The 18,841-nt window shown below is 26.9% G+C and carries 17 protein-coding genes; 1 reads left to right on the top strand and 16 read right to left on the bottom strand.

Annotation, left to right across the window (positions count from 1 at the left end):
- Positions 1–163 precede the first annotated feature (163 nt).
- Positions 164–1,117 carry an L-lactate dehydrogenase gene (locus tag FRIFI_RS07965; protein ID WP_166505551.1) on the top strand — a complete coding sequence of 318 codons (954 nt, stop codon included), beginning with the start codon at positions 164–166 and terminating at the stop codon, positions 1,115–1,117.
- A gap of 97 nt (positions 1,118–1,214) precedes the next feature.
- Here FRIFI_RS07965 and FRIFI_RS07970 read toward each other — a convergent pair whose 3' ends face one another.
- The 16 genes from FRIFI_RS07970 to FRIFI_RS08045 all read right to left on the bottom strand — a co-directional run bounded on the left by FRIFI_RS07970 (position 1,215) and on the right by FRIFI_RS08045 (position 18,771).
- Positions 1,215–1,745, bottom strand: a complete 531-nt coding sequence (locus FRIFI_RS07970; protein ID WP_242977238.1) for a transcription repressor NadR — start codon at positions 1,743–1,745, stop codon at positions 1,215–1,217.
- 260 nt (positions 1,746–2,005) lie between these two features.
- Positions 2,006–2,164: a hypothetical protein gene (locus FRIFI_RS15165; RefSeq protein WP_240275773.1), complete on the bottom strand. Its 159-nt coding sequence runs from the start codon at positions 2,162–2,164 to the stop codon at positions 2,006–2,008.
- A 227-nt stretch (positions 2,165–2,391) separates the two neighbouring features.
- Positions 2,392–3,408 (bottom strand): YdcF family protein, encoded by a 1,017-nt coding sequence (locus FRIFI_RS07980; protein WP_166505552.1) that lies wholly within the window; start codon positions 3,406–3,408, stop codon positions 2,392–2,394.
- Between the two features lie 53 nt (positions 3,409–3,461).
- Complete coding sequence (locus FRIFI_RS07985) at positions 3,462–4,118, bottom strand: hypothetical protein (RefSeq protein WP_166505553.1); 657 nt, start codon at positions 4,116–4,118, stop codon at positions 3,462–3,464.
- 274 nt (positions 4,119–4,392) lie between these two features.
- On the bottom strand, positions 4,393–5,865 hold the full coding sequence (locus tag FRIFI_RS07990) for a protein adenylyltransferase SelO (protein WP_166505554.1): 1,473 nt from the start codon (positions 5,863–5,865) through the stop codon (positions 4,393–4,395).
- Between the two features lie 127 nt (positions 5,866–5,992).
- A complete protein-coding gene (locus FRIFI_RS07995; RefSeq protein WP_166505555.1) occupies positions 5,993–6,706 on the bottom strand; it encodes a DUF434 domain-containing protein in 714 nt (237 codons plus the stop codon).
- 81 nt (positions 6,707–6,787) lie between these two features.
- The gene (locus FRIFI_RS08000; protein WP_242977239.1) at positions 6,788–8,557 is read right to left on the bottom strand and encodes a hypothetical protein; all 1,770 of its coding nucleotides are present in this window, start codon (positions 8,555–8,557) and stop codon (positions 6,788–6,790) included.
- A 156-nt stretch (positions 8,558–8,713) separates the two neighbouring features.
- Positions 8,714–8,911 carry a hypothetical protein gene (locus tag FRIFI_RS08005; RefSeq protein ID WP_092925443.1) on the bottom strand — a complete coding sequence of 66 codons (198 nt, stop codon included), beginning with the start codon at positions 8,909–8,911 and terminating at the stop codon, positions 8,714–8,716.
- Positions 8,912–9,102: 191 nt separating this feature from the next.
- Positions 9,103–9,198 carry a helicase C-terminal domain-containing protein gene (locus FRIFI_RS08010; protein ID WP_166505556.1) on the bottom strand — a complete coding sequence of 32 codons (96 nt, stop codon included), beginning with the start codon at positions 9,196–9,198 and terminating at the stop codon, positions 9,103–9,105.
- 329 nt (positions 9,199–9,527) lie between these two features.
- Positions 9,528–10,805 (bottom strand): methionine gamma-lyase family protein, encoded by a 1,278-nt coding sequence (locus FRIFI_RS08015; protein WP_092925439.1) that lies wholly within the window; start codon positions 10,803–10,805, stop codon positions 9,528–9,530.
- 158 nt (positions 10,806–10,963) lie between these two features.
- Positions 10,964–11,206, bottom strand: a complete 243-nt coding sequence (hfq, locus tag FRIFI_RS08020) for an RNA chaperone Hfq (RefSeq protein WP_092925437.1) — start codon at positions 11,204–11,206, stop codon at positions 10,964–10,966.
- Positions 11,207–11,291: 85 nt separating this feature from the next.
- Positions 11,292–12,233 carry a tRNA (adenosine(37)-N6)-dimethylallyltransferase MiaA gene (gene miaA / locus FRIFI_RS08025; RefSeq protein WP_092925434.1) on the bottom strand — a complete coding sequence of 314 codons (942 nt, stop codon included), beginning with the start codon at positions 12,231–12,233 and terminating at the stop codon, positions 11,292–11,294.
- Between the two features lie 14 nt (positions 12,234–12,247).
- Positions 12,248–14,368 carry a DNA mismatch repair endonuclease MutL gene (gene mutL / locus FRIFI_RS08030; protein WP_166505557.1) on the bottom strand — a complete coding sequence of 707 codons (2,121 nt, stop codon included), beginning with the start codon at positions 14,366–14,368 and terminating at the stop codon, positions 12,248–12,250.
- Positions 14,369–14,409: 41 nt separating this feature from the next.
- Entirely contained in the window at positions 14,410–17,439 is a 3,030-nt protein-coding gene (gene mutS, locus FRIFI_RS08035) for a DNA mismatch repair protein MutS (RefSeq protein ID WP_166505558.1), read from the bottom strand.
- A gap of 229 nt (positions 17,440–17,668) precedes the next feature.
- Positions 17,669–18,235: a chromate transporter gene (locus FRIFI_RS08040; protein WP_207733573.1), complete on the bottom strand. Its 567-nt coding sequence runs from the start codon at positions 18,233–18,235 to the stop codon at positions 17,669–17,671.
- Entirely contained in the window at positions 18,232–18,771 is a 540-nt protein-coding gene (locus FRIFI_RS08045; RefSeq protein WP_166505559.1) for a chromate transporter, read from the bottom strand. The genes FRIFI_RS08040 and FRIFI_RS08045 overlap by 4 nt, the downstream gene beginning before the upstream one ends.
- Positions 18,772–18,841: the final 70 nt, after the last annotated feature.

Below are 18,841 nucleotides of genomic sequence, written 5' to 3' on the forward strand. Positions count from 1 at the left end.
ACATCAATTTATAATTTTTTATAAAATAAATATATAATAATGATTTTATAACCAATATAGACTTAACTAATAAAATTTATAGGTTACTTATCTTATTTCTTAAGCCATACAAATAAATTCATTTCAAAACACTTTACAAAAGACAACTTTAGGAGGATGACTTATGTGTTTAAAATTAAGAAAAATAGCAATAGTAGGTACGGGACTAGTTGGGTCTAGCTGTGGATTTGCACTAGTTAATCAATGTGTATGTGATGAGCTTTTAATGATTGATATAAATGAAGAAAAAGCTAAAGGCGAAGCTTGGGATTTAACTCACGGAGTAGAATTTATGTCTCAAAGAACTAAAATAAGACAAGCAACATTTGCAGATTGTAGTGATGCTGATATTGTTATATTTACTGCAGGACCAGCACCTAAACAAGGTCAATCTAGACTTGATACTTTAGAAGTTAGTGCTTCTATATGTAACTCAGTAATTAAGGAAATAATGAAATCAGGATTTGATGGTTTCTTTGTAGTTGCTTCAAATCCAGTTGATATAATTTCATATCATATATGGAAGTTATCTGGACTTCCTAAAAACAGAATAATAGGAACAGGAACTACCATAGATTCATCAAGATTAAAAAACTTCTTATCTAAATATTTAGATGAAGTGGACACAAGATCTATACATGCATATTCTATGGGTGAACATGGAGATTCTCAAATGGTTCCTTGGTCAAATGTTAGCATTGCAGGTAAACCGCTTTTAACCTTAATTGAAGAAAACAAAAAACTAAAAAAAGAAATAGATTTAGATAATTTAGTAGAAAAAACTGCTAAAGCTGGTTGGGAAGTATACAATAGAAAAGGTACTACTTACTATGGTATAGCTTCAGCAGTTGTTGGAATCATAAAATCAATATTTAGTGATGAAAGAAGAATCTTACCAGTTTCAGCTTTACTTGAAGGTGAATATGGAGAAACAGATGTATATACAGGTGTCCCAACTATAATAGGTATAAATGGAGCTGAAAAAGTTATAGAAATCGATATGACTGAAGAAGAAAAGGCTAAGTTTAATAATTCAAATAATATACTAAGACAATATTTAAAAAGTATTGGATATTAATTTATATTTAAATAAAAAGTAAGGAGGAACGATTTGTTCCCCCTTACTTTTTATTTAAATTATATAGTTTCATCTCAGTTTTAATATACAATATAGATTAATATAAATACCCTTTTTCAGTTAAAGAGTTTACAACTTGTTCGTAAGTTTTTTCATCTTTGCACTTTATCGTGTGAAGATGTACACCATCTGTTAAATGAGATAGAGGGCTAGTTTCTTTTGAATTTAACTTGTTTATAAATTCTTTTACATCTCTTCTACATTCTAAGTGCAGATTGCCACTAATTTGACCATATATACTATGCTCTACTATTACATCCTCAACTATAACACCTTCATCAACTATAGTATTTAATTCATCTTCTATATCTTCTTTATCATGCTTACAAGCTATAGTTTTTATTATATAATTGTCTTCTTTATTGTCATTTAATATATACCCTCTTGGAGTAGATATAATATGGATGCCACTAGCTCTAAGAAGAGCAACATCTCCTACTATAACTTGTCTACTTACATTAAGTTCACTTGATAGTTTTGATCCACTCACAGCTTTATTTTTATTTTTTAGTAGATTTAATATCTTATCTCTTCTATCTGAACCTGTCATTTTAATACCTCTTTTCATATACATGCTATTTTTATTATATCTTAATAAATGTTGCTTATCTATAAAATAATATAAAATATCTATAGCAAAACTACATTTAATTCATAATAAAAGTCTGAGTATAATACCCAAACTGTTATTATTTATATAATATAATTTTAATATATTTAACAGTAAACTCTTTAATTTATTATGCCAATTTAATCACTGTACCATCTTTAGTATCTTATTATAATTATATATATTTTTTTCTTATTTAATATATAAATTTGATACTATTAACTACAACCAGTGCATCCATGGCAGCCTGCACCTTGAGGCATATTATCAACATTTATTATAAATCCGTTAGGTGTTTCTATAATTGTCACATCTTTATATTTCTCATACTCTAACTTATCCATAACAAAATGTAGTCCATCTATAAAATACTCCACATCGGATTCTTCTTTTTCATCTAATGCTAGATTAAATATTGCTCCGCTACATCCAAATCCTGCAAAATATATTCTTATTGTGCCCGGTTTATCTTTATTTTTTTTCTATTATACCTTTTAATAAATTTATTGCAGATTGTGGTAAATTTACCTTCATATCTAGTACCTCCATCTATTTATATATACTTATACTTATTCAATAAATAGATTATTGATGTTATTTAAAACTAAAAATTGATTGGTAATAATGAATTAATAACTAAGACTAAATATAAAAGTATAATAATGATATTTAACCATTTATATATGAACAATATAGCTATAAACTCTCGAATCAGCGCGCTTGGGAGAAAATAAAAAGCTGTAGGAGCTCCTACACCATTTGCCTTTAATCCAACCTTACGAGCAAATATTGATGCACGGAATACATGATAATTATTAGTTACAAAAATACATTTATAATTACCTGATTTATCCATAATTGCCTTAGAAAACTTCATGTTCTCATACGTTGTTGTGGATTTATCCTCAGCAATAATATCTTCATTATTTATACCTTGTGATATTAAGTATTTTTTCATAGCATATGCTTCTGAAACTAACTCATCTGGACCTTGACCTCCAGATACAATTATCTTAGGTAAATTCCCTCTGTCTTTTTGATCTTTATATATATCAATTCCTTTATCTAATCTACTTTTTAAAAGAGGTGGTACTCTATCTCCAATCAATCCAGAACCAAGAACTATTATATAATTTATATTGTTTCTTACTGGTATCACTTGGTATATATATGAATAAATTAAATAGCTTATAAACATAAATCCTAAATATACTGACATTACGATTTTTGATATAATAACCATATAAGTAAATACATTTAATTTATTACCATGATATATCAATACGTAACTAAAAAATATCATAATAAATATATATATACCTATAATTAACGAAAGAAGATTTGCTAACTTTTTCCCCTCTTTTTTTATCATACTTCTTCCATTTTTAATAAATAAAAATGCACATATTACTACTAATATAGGTATTAACCCATAGACTATTAAAAGTATTAAAGTGTTAGCAATATTACTTTTATCTGATAAAGTTGCTAATGTATAAAAAGTTATTCCTAAAAATCCAATTATTAATATAAGCCCTGTTAGAAAACTTCTTTTTTCTACTAGAAATAAAATTGTACCTGATAAAATTATGATTATACTGGTAAACAATAAGGTATTCATATTCATCCTTTCTTAATAAAGATAATTTTTTATCTTTTTCTAAATCTTACTATTTATTTAGAAAAAAGATAAAATATATCATTTTCATTATTATTTGAGAATAATTTATTCTCTTTTATCTGTAATATAGCTTTATCTGATTTTGAATTTTCTTTAAATTCATATCCTTTAACTGTAACTATTTTATTTTCACTGTCTTTTTCTAATTTGTTATACAAATTATCACTTATAATAATTTGACTTTTGAATAGACCTGTAATTAATATTTTTTTATCTACTACGCTTACTACTTTTAAATTGTTGTTTTCTACTTTATAATTAGTTAATTCTTTTAACTCATTCATATACTTAAAGTTTTTTATACCATCATATCTTGGTATTATTGCGGCCTCTTTATCATTTACCCTTACCTTCTCTAAATCTAATTTATTAGCTAATTTATTATATTCAGACTCTTTAATAACCATATTATTATTATCATCAACTTTAAGCATCTCAAAGTTTATTTCTTCAAATTTACACTTATTACTATTTAAGCTTTTCTCTATTGTATCAATTTGATCTTTTTCTCTTTTATTCCCTTCTATTGATATATAAGTTAATGGATAAGTTAAATCATCGTCTATAAAATTATCATATACAAATTTCCCTCCTATTAAAATTACTGCAGCTGAAAGTAATCCTACTATCGTTCTTTTACTAAGTTTCATAAATAATTCTCCTTTTATTTTTATATATGATTATATTATTATAAAACTTAAAATCTACATATTGATTTATCTTTCATAAAGATTACAAATTTGTAAGATAAGATTATTAATAATATTTTAGCTAATTCAATATATTAGTAATAAAAAATTTACTTCGCCTAAGCGACGTGTCAGTGAAACACTTTATGTCGCCCACAATTTTTGAAGTATCATAATTTTCTTAAGTTTAAAAAGAGGCTTTTATATAAAAGCCTCTCTCATTTTTATTAATTTTTTATGTTCCACAATAAGTTCTATAAGAGCAGTTCGATGGTTTAGGTAACTTTGAATACTCTTCTTGCTCTTTTGAATGCTCATATGGTTTTGAAATAGCATTGATAAGATTTATCATAAATTCAAAGTTGCCTTTATCAGCAGCTTCTAAAGCTTCTTCTACTCTATAATTTCTTGGAATTACTGCTGGATTAGATTTCTTCATTAATTTAAGTATTTCCTCTTCTGAACTAGACTGTCTCTTGAGTCTTTCCTTCCAAATATTATACCAATTTTTAAATTCTTCACTACTAAACATACCTTTTTTGCTATTTTTATTAAATGTTAGCTCTATAAAAGTATTAGTATAATCTTCATTATATTTTTCCATCATATTAAGTAAATCTTCAATTATAGATTTATCTTGTTCCTCTTTATTAAATATTCCAAGCTTTGATCTCATTATTGATAGCCAATTTATATAATATAAATTTGAAAATTCAGAAACAGCATTTTGAGCTATTTTTATAGCTTCTTTTTGATCTTCATGTAATAATGGTAATAATGCTTCTGCAAGTCTACATAAATTCCACTCGGCCATAATTGGTTGATTTTTATATGCATAACGACCCTGAGTATCTATAGAACTAAATACAGTATTAGGGTTATATGTGTCCATAAATGCACAAGGACCATAGTCAATAGTTTCTCCACTAATAGTCATATTATCAGTGTTCATAACACCATGTATAAATCCAACGCTTTGCCATTTACTAACTAAACTTGCATGTACTTTTATAACTTCCTTTAGTAAATTAATGTATTTATCTTCATCATCAGCTATATGTGGAAAGTGTCTTTTTAATGAATAATCTGCTAAAGCCTTAATATCACTTGTACTTCCAAAATTTGCTGCATACTCAAATGTTCCAAATCTAATATGACTAGATGCAATACGAGTAAGTATTGCTCCTTGTTTTATATCTTCTCGAATTACAGATTCACCAGTTTTAATTACTGCCAAGCTGCGGGTAGTTGGAATACCTAAACCATACATAGCTTCACTTATTATATATTCACGAAGCATAGGGCCAAGTACTGCCCTCCCATCTCCTCGGCGAGAGTATGGTGTTTTACCAGAGCCTTTAAGTTGAATATCATATCTTTCACCACTTGGTGTTATTTGTTCACCGATTAATAATGCTCTTCCATCTCCCAGCATTGTAAAATACCCAAATTGATGTCCTGCATAAGCCTGTGCAATAAAAGCGCCTTCTTCTATTTTTTTGTTACCTGCAAGTATTGATACTCCTTCATCACTTTTAAGAGCATCGCTATTAAGCCCCAAAGATTTTGATAATGGATAGTTTAGGATAACTAATTTTGGTGAACTTACTTTATTTAAATCAACTTTACTAAAAAATATTTTAGGCAAAGTCATATAGCTATTATCTAAGTTCCATCCTACTTTTATAGTTTCTTTATTATTAGTCATTTTTTCTCCTATCTATATAATATTTTAGTTTTTAATTTATATTATATTAAATTTTATATACCCTATTATTTATATATTATTTTCACTCTTTGTTTTTTTATTTATTATTTATAAATTAACCTTATATCTATGTGTTCAGATCTATAATATTTGCTTCTTGTATATACTTATCTATTATCTCTTTTGCTATATTAAAATAACTTATACATTTATCAATTATAGCTGCATCGCTACTAACTACTCTATCTAACTTATCTAGTATTATATCTGCATTGTTAACTAATACAACATCAGTATTAAATTTCCAATTTTTTGTATGATCTAATATTTTATATTTTAGATTACCAGAATTAGAAACTGGAGAATCTAAATAAAATATAACTTCGCTAGGATCATATTCATTAAAAAACATTCCAATTAAATTTAATGCTTCTTCTGTTTTATCTATGATTTTATAAGTTCCTCTAAGCCCTGCTAAATCCCTAATATTTTCATCAGTTCCTATGATTAATGTTCCTTTAGATAATGCGACTTCTAGTGTTATTATCAAGTTGAATCCATCTATATATATAGTTCCTTCACTTACCTTATCTATTGGAAGTTTTTTAGATTCTCTTATCATTTTCTTTTTATAAGAACATACAGATCTTTTTATAGCATCCCTTTGTCTTATTGAGAATTGATATTTATTTGAAACAAAATTTACTACCGGTTCTATTTTATAATCTCTATTTATCAACCATTCTACTTCTTCTTTAGCTTTTTTTAGTTTCATCAATTCTTTATCAGAAAACCATCTTTTATCATTTTCATCAAATCCACGCCTAGATATTTTAGCCATATTATATTTTACCCCTTATTATATAAAATTCGTTTCGTTCATGTCGCCAATGTCTTTGTACGTTGATCAAAATATTATTTATTACTTTTTATTTAATATATCTAAGTAATCAAATAAAGTAAATTTATCTTCACTAACAAAGCTACCTAGTCTATCCTTAGCCAAAGATATATACCAATCCTTATCAAGCTTATCTGGTATATCTTTATTTATAATATTACTATTATCTATAAATACTCTATCAGGAGTATAACTTATCTTCTCTAGCTTATTATCTGACTTCATTTTCATAACAGCAAAATCTAAATTCGACTTACTGGCAAATACCCTAAGGACTTTTAATTTTATCTCTTCGCTACCATATACAGCATGACTATATTTGCCAGTTATCTTAACACATTTTTGAAAATCTATAAGCTTATTAGAGTTATTTATAGTAGTTTCTATATCTACATCATTAATTAACTTTTCTTTCAAAGCTTTATTAACTATAGGTAAATCATTATCTATTAAACTTAATTTCTTTACATAAGTACCTTTACTTTTAATATTACCATCCTCTTTTATATAAATATAATTATTAACATCTTTTTGTATAATCTTCTTTATAAAATCATGTTCTAAATCCATCCTAGTTCTTTTGCACCATTTGCTACAAATATCTAAGTATTTATCTACATCTTCCTTAGAACTAAACTTAAACATAACTCCATCAGTATTGCCTTGTATAAATTCTGCACTGCTTCCAAACTCCAATTCTACCTTTTCTATAAGGTCTAATAGTAAAAGTTGTCCATTTACGCATATAGATATTCCTTGTCTAGGGTCATAAAGTTCATTATTAATATCCATACAGGCACCATAAGTGCTATTTAATACTAGTTTAAGAGATTTTTCTATAGGATTATTTTCTTTTTTAAATTTAATTCTAGTATCCCTTATTTCTTTGTACTTAGAAGGTTTTTTTACATTTCTACTAAGTAAATCATATTCTATCATTATAGAAGGATAAAAAGAGCTTACATCTGAGTTTACTATAAAGTCTTCCCCTTCATATTTTTTTCTAGCAGAGTGAAGTCCTCCCCAACCAAAATCAGTTTCAATTCCATATACATTAGTTCTTAGATATTTTTTTAAATCTCTATTATTATAATTTTCATACCAATCTTTTATATGATTATATTTACTAAGCTTTAAAGTATTGACTATATCAAATTCATTAGTATCATTCCTATCGTAATTAGGCTTTTTTACACCTAGTATATATGCACTTAGTTGAGCTTCTGTTTTATTAAACATATCTTTATCTAAATTAAAGTATTCTATAAGCCCTAACTGTGCTTCATATTTATAATAAATCTGTTCAAATACTTTATAAGTCATTCTTACATCATGTAAACAATAAGATGTTAACTCATCTATTTCTTTTTTTGTTGGATATCTATCTAAATCAAAAGATACACTACTTTCTCTTATATCTTCTCCCATAAATAATTCAAGCTCTTTTAAACTTCTATAACTGTCACTTATCTCAAATATATATAAAGGTATCTTGTGTAAGTTTCTATCTATTTTCCATCCTGACACTTTTCGTTCAACAAGCTTATACGATACATCACAAGGATCTATGCCTGCTATTATTGACTTTAATATCCACTGATCGTATCCTCTTATATTATATCCTACCCATACTGATTCTTTATTTTTGTTAAATACTCTTAAAAGTTCTTCTCTATTATTTATTATAATATGTTCTTTTTGCGTTTTATAATCTTTCATACAGCACATCCAAAACCCTGCTTTAGATAGTACTTCAAAGTCTATTATTATACGTCTTCTTTCTTTTGCCATTAGCTCACGCCCTAAATTATATTTTGTTATATATTATACCCAATTTTTATATACCTCTAAATGTTTACTATAAGTTTATCCTCATCTTATTTTTAAGCGTGAATAAATGCTTGTTCAAATAGTAATTAACCTTTTCTTATTTTACGATAAAAAAAACTAATTTATAACCTTTATATAATCTGTGTATACTTCTCCTTTTAAACCATTTGGTCTTACTATCTTTATTAAATAGTAATCATCATCTAATTCTTCATATTCTTTAACAAAATAATTTCCTATTAATTCATTAAATTCATTGTATTTTAAATTTTTCTTTTTAAGGTATTTTTCTAGTATTTCTAATTCTTCTTTCATTTTTCACCTCTAGTATTTACCCCTATGTATCAATTTAATATTCCTTAAAACAAATTATATATCTTATCATTATATTTTATATCCTTTATTTATCTCCAGAACTTATCACAACAATTCTTAACGTCTTCACTTTTTCTAACTCTAATATTATCTCTCCAATCAGATGAAAATAAACTTTGATACCTTCTTTGCTAATACCTATTGTCTAAGAGAAGTATTACTCCTTTATCTCTATTAGTTCTTATACATCTTCTAGCTCCTTGAAGTACCTTAGTCATATAATCCATAATTCTTTGCTTGCTCTAAATATAGTGGATTTGTATTTTCATCTATTCTACCTTCTACTATTATGTCTAAACCTTCATATATAAAAGCATGCTTTATAGGTACTTCTGGTGTATAGTTTTCGCCATATAATTTTTTAACCCTTTTGTTCCCTCTAATTCCTTCTATTGCTTTTTCTCAACCTAACTATCTATTATCTATACTTCCTCGCCTCATTATAAATCCAACTAAGTTTCTTAGTGATATCTTTATATTATTCATATTAGTTTTCTTTTTATTAAAAAAATACCCTACATTATAGACTTATTATCTATAACATAGAGTATTTATATTAACTATTTTTTTTCATGTATTCTATAGCCTTTAATGTACCCATCTTAGAATGGTCAAATGTAAGTCCACCTTGGAAATATACATTATATGGAGGCTTTATAGGAGCATCTGCACTTAATTCTATAGAAGAACCTTGTATAAATGCACCTGCTGCCATTATAACATCGCTATCATATCCTGGCATTGCCCAAGGTACTGGCTTAACATATGAATCAACTGGTGCCGCTGCTTGTATTCCTTGACAGAATGCTATAACCTCATCAGCATTTTTAAGTCTAACTATTTGTATTATATCACTTCTTGGATCATCATACTTTGGAAGAACTTCATATCCTAACTTTTCAAACATTCTAGCACAGTATATTGCACCCATAACAGCTTGGCTAACTACATATGGAGCCATAAAGAATCCTTGAAGTACAGTTCTACTAGTACCAAATGTTAATCCACATTCTTTACCTATACCAGGAGAAGTTAATCTATATGATATAAGTTCTACTAAGTCTTTTCTTCCTACTATATATCCACCTGTTAGAGCAAGTCCACCACCTGGATTTTTTATAAGTGATCCTGCCATTATATCAGCACCTACATCTGTTGGCTCTTTAGTTTCTATAAATTCCCCATAACAGTTATCAACCATAACTATTACTTCAGGCTTTACACTTCTTACAGTATCTATTATCTCTTTTATATCTTCTATTGTTAAAGATTTTCTCCAAGAATATCCTTTAGACCTTTGTATCATTACAAGTTTAGTTTTATCATTTACCTTTTCTTTAATTCCTTCTAAGTCAACATTTCCATCTTCTAAGAAATCTACTTGGTTATAAGTTACTCCAAACTCTTTTAAAGAACCTTTTTCTTCTCTTATACCTATTACACCTTCTAATGTATCATATGGTTTCCCAGTAACTGATAATATCTCATCACCTGGTCTAACTATACCTTGTAAGCAAAGAGTTAGTGCATGAGTTCCATTAACTATTATAGGTCTAACTATTGCATCTTCTGCATTAAATACACTTGCATATATTTCTTCTATTTTTTCACGTCCAATATCATTGTATCCATACCCAGTTGTCCAGTTAAAGTGATTATCACTTAAGTTGGCTTCCTGCATTGCTTTTAATACTTTATATTGATTATATTCTCTTATTTTTTTTATTTCTTCAAATCTTGGTTCTATCTCTTTTATAACTTCTTCAGATAAGTTGAATGTTTCATCATCTAATCCGTAGAAACTTTGTAATAATTCTTTTGTTTCCTTTAGCATATTTTCCACCTGTCTTATTTATTTTAACAATCAAATTTTATCATATTGAATTTTTTAATGCAAATTAAAAAGTAAATTCACTAATATCTTCAAAAATATTTTACATTTATAATTAAATAAAAAAGGCTAACACATGTTAGCCTTTTATCTATCTAAGTTTATTTTTGCATATTTGGATTCTGTAAATTAATAGGTCTTGCAGGTATTATAGTTGATACCGCATGCTTATATATCATATTTTGTTGCTTGTTCTCGCCTTCTAATAATATTATATAACTATCAAACCCCTTAACTAAACCTTTTACTTGAACTCCATTCATTAAAAATATAGTTACAGGTGTTTTATCTTTTCTAGCATTATTTAAAAACATATCCTGTAAATTTAATACGGCATTTTTCATTTGTATATATCCTCCCGAGATCTTAATTAAATTTTAAAGATTAATATATTTTAATTTATTTTATACTATTCCTCTATACTCTATTTTATACAAGTTGTAATCTTTTTTCAATATAGTTATTTACTTCTTTTTCCAATTCTTTTTTATCACTATATTCATCTAGATTAAACCATTTCGCATCTTTATACCTTCTAAACCATGTTAATTGACGTTTTGCATATCTTCTAGAATCTCTTTTTATAATTTCTACTGCTTCGTCAAGAGTGTACTCTCCATCTAAATACTTTATTATCTCTTTGTAACCAATTCCTTGCATAGATATCATATCCTTAGTATATCCCATAGATAAAAGATTTTTAACCTCATCTATAAGTCCACAATCCATCATTATATCTACTCTTTTGTTTATTCTTTCATATAAATGTTCTCTTTCTCTATTTAAAACTATTATTATCGGTTCATATTTTTCATTAAATCTTAAGTCATTAGAAAAATCATTCATTTTTTCTCCGCTAAGACATACTTCTAATGCTCTTATAACTCTTTTTGTATTATTTTTGTGTATTCTATCCGCCGCATCACTATCTAGTTCTTTTAGTTTTTGATGCATATAATCTATTCCATTTTCTTTTAATTCTTGCTGTAATTTATCTCTTAATTCGTTGTTTGCATCAGATTTTGCAAAATCCATATTGTATATTAATGAGTTTAGATATAATCCCGTACCACCAGTTACTAAAACATTTTTACCTTCTTGATGTATTTTTTCTATATATTTGTTTGCTCGACTTTGAAATTCCGACACCGAAAAAGCATAGTTAGGTTTTACTTCATCTATCAAATAATGAGTTACACCGTTCATTTCCTCTTTAGTTACCTTCGCACTTCCTATATCCATATACTCATATATTTGCATAGAATCTGCTGAAATAATATCAGCATCTAAGGACTTTGCTAAATTTATTGATAATTCTGTTTTACCAACAGCTGTTGGTCCTGTAAGTATTATAAGTGGAATCTTTTTCATAATTACCTTCCTATCTACATAATTCTTTTGAACATTTTTTCTATTTCTTTTTTAGAAATCTCTACTAATACTGGTCTACCATGAGGACAAGTAAAAGGATTTTCACAAGCTTCCATCTGACTAAATAAGCTATTTATTTCTACATTTTTTATCTTATCATTAGCTTTTATAGCTGATCTACAAGCCATTGATGCAAACTTTTCTCCTTTTAGTTCATAGTTATTATTTATATCTTCTATATTGTCTATTATTTGTAGTATAAATTTCTCACTTTCAGGGACTCCAAATACAGTTGGTACACATCTTATCATTATATGATTATTACCAAAGATTTCAATTTCAAACCCAAATTTCATAAATAATTCCAAGTTTTTCTCTACCTGAAGCATATCTACATTTGATAACTCTAATATTATTGGATCTAGTAACATTTGCATACTTATATCACTTTTATAAAACTTGTCCATATACCTTTCGTATAAGACCTTTTCATGTGCTGCATGTTGATCTAGCAAATACATAGAATTTCCTTTGGACATTACTATATAAGTATCAAATATAGTTCCTAATACTTTGTATTCACTTAAAGAGAATTTACTTTTTTCCTCTTTAAAAAATCCTTCTTGAATACTTTCACTATCACTTGTTATAGATAAATCATTTATATTAGTAGTGTTTAATATATTGTTTTCTAAACTTTTTTGTAAGCTATCATTTTTATCTTCATCTAACTTACTTATTTCCTCTATAGAAAATGTTTTGTCTAAATTTATCTTTCCTTCTATTAAAAATTCATTATTTGAATCCTTAGTTAATTTAATATCGTCATCTATATAGATTTTAGGTGTATTTTCTTTTATAACATCCTCTTTAGTACTTTCTTCGTTGTATAAAATATTTTTGTTTTCATGTGAAACATTTATATTTTTGTCGTTTGACGTTTTACTTTTTAATACATCATCTAATCCTAAAAAATTATCTATAGGTTTTTGACTGTCTAATTCTACTACCTCTATCTTATCCATAGCTATATCATCTAAATTAACTTTGCCTTCTTTTTTATTTAGTATACTACTTTTATTATCTACTGCATTAATTTTATCTAAATTATTTATACTATCGCTAGCTTCATATTTTCCTATTAAATGATTGTTAAGTAATGTTCTTCTTATTAAATCTCTAAGTTCTATATATACTTCTTTTTCATTTTCAAACTTTACCTCAAGTTTTGTTGGATGTATATTAACATCTATACTACCTGGATTAATTTTTATATCTAAAAAGCATACAGCATGTTTATTTATAGGTATTATACCTTTATAAGCTTCATTTATAGCATCTAATATAATTTTACTTTTAACAAATCTATTGTTTATATATATATGCTGAAGGTTTTTATTTGAACGATACACATTATTATCTCCAACATAACCTTTTATTTCAAAGTTATCACTTTTATATTTAAGCTTAACTAAATTTTCACATACATCTTTTCCATATATACTTCTTATGGCGCTAATTAATCTATTATCTCCAGGTGTATTTAACATAGGTTTGTTGTTATTTATATATTTAAATTGAATATTAGGATTTCCTATAGCTAATTTGTTTATTAAATCACTTATATTTATAGTTTCAGCATGATTTGATTTTAAGAACTTTTGTCTAGCTGGAGTATTAAAGAATATATCTTTTATTATGATAGTAGTTCCATTAGAACATCCTACTGGTTCCTTAGATATAATCTTTCCACCCTCAACTATAACCTTGGTTCCTATTGATTCTTCCTTAGTTTTTGTTATCATTTCAAGCTTACTTACCGCACTTATAGATGCTAGTGCCTCTCCTCTAAAACCTAGGGAATATAAGTCATATAAATCATCAATTTTCTCAATTTTGCTTGTTGCATGTCTTAAAAATGACTTATCAACTTCACTAGAGGCTATACCACAACCATTATCAGTTATTCTTATTAACTTTTTACCACCGTCAATAATCTCAACTATTACTTTAGTACTTCCTGCATCTATACTATTTTCAACTAATTCCTTAACAACAGAAGATGGTCTTTCAACCACTTCTCCTGCTGCTATTTTATTTATAGTTAAATCGTCTAAGATGTTAATTCTATTCATATTTATTCCTCCCTTATCAAACCTTTAGTTTAGTAAGGTAATTATTTAAGTGAATCCTTAGCTTTTCTTTGGAGCATATATATAGTATTCATAGCATCTAGTGGAGTCATATTTAATATGTCTATATTTGCTATTTCATCTAGTAAAGATGTTTGCCCCAGATTATCAAATGATACCTGAGATATTGCAACTTCTTTTACCCTGTTATTACTATTTATTTTTCTATTTAATTCTTCATTTTCCTTATCTAGATTATTATAACTATTTTGTAAAGATATATGGTCTCTATCTAACTCTTCATATTTATACTTTAATATATTATATTCGTCTTCTAATTTATTTACCTCAGTTCTTAATGATTCAAGTTCTAACTCTTTTGAAGAATCTATATTAACCTCTGCTTTACTTAAAGCATCCTCTAATTCTTGAGATATTGCAGCTTCTTTTATCATGTTACTACTATTTATTTTTCTATTTAATTCTTCGTTTTCTTTATCTAGATTATTATAACTATTTTGTAAAGATATATAGTCCCTATTTAGCTCTTCATATTTATACTTTAATATATTGTATTCGTCTTCTAATCTACCTATATCAATACTATCACTTAAAACTAAATTCTTTTCATTGTTTATAGTTACACTTTCATACATATGATTTTTTTCTAAATCACTAAGTATTTCTTTAGCTCTAGCTATAACTAAATCTGGTAACTTTGCAAGTTCAGCAACATATATCCCATAACTCTTATCAGCGCCTTGTGGTACTATTTTTCTTAAAAATATTATATTGTCATTATCTTCTTTAACAGCTATAGAATAATTCTTGACATCACTAAACTCATTTTCTAAATCTGTTAATTCATGATAATGTGTTGCAAATAGTGTTTTACATTTTATATTATTTTGAATGTATTCAACTATTGACCAAGCTAAACTTATACCGTCATAAGTACTTGTTCCTCTTCCTATTTCATCAAGTATAACTAAACTTTTTTCTGTAGCATTTTTAAGTATATGAGATACTTCACTCATTTCTACCATAAATGTAGATTGCCCTTGACTTAAATCATCACTAGCACCAACTCTAGTAAATATTCTATCCATTATAGGAATTTCAGCAAACTCTGCTGGTACAAATGAACCAATATGTGCCATTAAAGCTATTATTGCAGTTTGTCTCATATATGTAGACTTACCTGCCATATTTGGCCCTGTTATTATATTTATTATATTTTCACCAGTATTTAAATAAGTATCATTTGGTACGAAGTTTTCTTCTCCTACTAAGTTTTCAACTACAGGGTGACGACCATTTTTTATATCTAGTTTATTGTTGTCACTTATAGTTGGCTTAACGTAGTTGTTAATATATGCCACAGTAGCAAGTGACACAAATACGTCTATATTTGCTATTGTTTTAGCAGTTTTTTGTATTCTATCTATATTTTCATATATGTTATTTCTTATATTTACAAATATCTCATACTCTAAAGACTTTATCTTTTCTTCAGCATTTAATATCTTATCTTCTATTTCTTTAAGTTCTGGAGTTATAAATCTTTCTGCATTACTTAAAGTTTGCTTTCTTATATAGCTCTCATCTATATTAGCAGTAGCTAAGCTAGCTTTAGTTATTTCTATAAAATATCCAAATACCTTGTTAAATCCAATTTTAAGTGATTTAACACCAAGCTTTTCTTTTTCTCTATTTTCAATTTCTTTTATTAAAAATGCTCCATTTTTAGATATATCACGAAGCTCTTTTAATTCATCATTAAACTCAGATTTTATTATGTTTCCTTCTTTTAAATTTATACCTGGGTCTTCTTTTATAGCTTCTTCTATAAGATTATATATATCATCTAATATATCCATATTAGCTATATATTTTTTAAGTATACTTGCACTAGAATCATTTATAGTTTCTCTAAGCTTTGGAAGATTTTCTATAGAATTTTTAAGGTGTATTAGTTCCTTTGGAGTAACTCTTTCAAAGGCAATTTTCCCACATATTCTTTCTATATCGTATACAGTTTTAAGTATTTCATTTAAATCTTCTCTTAACATAAAATCTTCTTTGATTTCTTCTATGACATCAAGTCTTCTCTTTATACGCTCTTTATTAACTAATGGTTCTTCTACATATTTTCTAAGAAGTCTCCCTCCCATAGCAGTAGATGTTTTGTCTAATACATGTAAAAGTGAACCTTTTTTCTTATTTCCTCTTATAGTTTGAGTAAGTTCTAAGTTTACTCTTGTAAACATGTCTAATACCATATATTCACTACTATTATATATGTTTATATTATTAATATTTGATGTTACTTGCTTTTGAGTGTTGTATATATAGTTAAGTAATATTGATAAAGAAGACTTTATAAGTCCATTATCATCAAAGTTTAATCTTTGAAGGTATGCCTCTGTGAAGTATTCTTTAAGTATTTCAGCATCTAGGTAGTTATTATCAAAGTTTTCATTTATATATATATTACTAACTGTTGCTATGTTTTTTAGTTTCTCTATAAAATCTAAATCATTTAATATAATTTCAGTTGGGTGAACTTTTGCTATTTCTTCTATAACTTTCTCTTCTTTTAAGAAAGTGGCATTTACTTCACCTGTACTTATATCAACATAAGTAAGACCTATATTATCATTGTTTTTATATAAACTCATTAAGTAGTTATTTTTCTTATTTTCAAGTAAGCTTCCATCAAGTACTGTCCCTGGCGTTACTACTCTTATAACATCTCTTTTAACTATTCCCTTAACGCTAGCTGGGTCTTCTAATTGCTCACCTATAGCTACTTTATATCCATTTTCTACTAACTTTGATATATATGCATTTGCAGAATGGAAAGGTACCCCACACATTGGTGCTCTTTCTTCTAATCCGCAAGATTTTCCTGTTAGTGCAATTTCAAGTGTTTTTGAAGCAACTATTGCATCTTCAAAGAACATTTCATAAAAATCTCCTAATCTAAAAAACAATATACAATCAGGATATCTATCTTTAACTTCAAAATATTGTTTCATCATAGGAGTTAGTTTATTTCTGTCTATATTCATATTTGCCTCCTTATGTTTTATGCTAATGTTTATTTTAAGACTTCGTAAGTTTAAATATTTAATCTTTAACTTTAATCTAATTATTTATTATACCATAACTGAAAATTGTTATTAAGTTAATAATAAAAAAGAACTAGCAAAATTTATGTCAGTTCTTTTTTATTAAATCTATTTTAACTCTACAGTTATTGCTTTATCATAAAAAAGATTAGTCAAATTGACTAATCTTTTAAAGCCCTAATATTATTCCGGCTACTGCTCCTATTAAAATAAATATAGCCGGGTGTTTTTTAGATTTTCTAGATAATATAAATATACCTATAGCTAATATTAAAGCTTTGTAGTCAAATATATATAATATATTTTTACTTTCAACAAAATTACTTACAGTTATTATAGATAACTTTAATATTTCAAATAAAGCTACTGCTATAAGTCCAGTTACTGCGGGTCTTAATCCATAAAATATAGATGTAACTATAGTATTTTCTTTAAATTTATTTAAAAAGTTAGCTATTATAATTATTATTATAAATGATGGAAGTACAAGTCCTGTTGTTGCAACTAAAGAACCTATAATACCTTTAGCATTATATCCAGCAAATGTTGCCATATTTATTCCCATAGGCCCTGGTGTTGATTGGCTAACTGCCACCATGTCAGCTAACATTGATTTATCAAACCAATTATATTTACTTGCTATATCACTTAAAAACGGGAGTGTTGCAAGTCCACCACCTACTGCAAATAGTCCAGTTTTAAAAAATTCAAAGAATAACTGTATATATGTAATCATTTTTCATCTCTCCTATATTTAAAGGCTATACCAAATACTGCCGCCCCTACTACTATATAAATAGGAGAAACATAGAAAAATGCACCTAGTATAACGGTTGATAAAAATATTATAGTTCCTATATTATCTTTAACTGAGTTTTTATACAGCTTACAAACTGCATCAAATATCAAAACACTTACTGCTACCCTTATGCCACCTAATGCATGCTGTACAATTTTATAATTAGAAAAATTCTTAAGAGTTGATGCTATTAATATAATTATAACTAGTGATGGGAATACCATTCCTATTGTAGCAAAAGCTGCTCCTAATATACCTTTTGTTTTATATCCTACAAATGTTGCAACATTTATTGCTATTACACCTGGTGTAGCTTGCCCTACTGCGTAGTAATCTAATAGTTCTTCATTTGTAACCCAATTTTTATTATCTACTATTTCTTTTTCTAACATAGGAAGCATTGCATAACCACCTCCAAATGTTAATCCACCGATCCTTGCAAAAGTTTTAAATAAATCAAGTAACTCTTTCATATCGTCTCCTTATTATTTCTACCATATATGTATATATTACTATTTTGTATTGTAAAAATCTATATCTTAA

The organism is Romboutsia hominis (assembly GCF_900002575.1).
Lineage (GTDB): Bacteria > Bacillota > Clostridia > Peptostreptococcales > Peptostreptococcaceae > Romboutsia_C > Romboutsia_C hominis.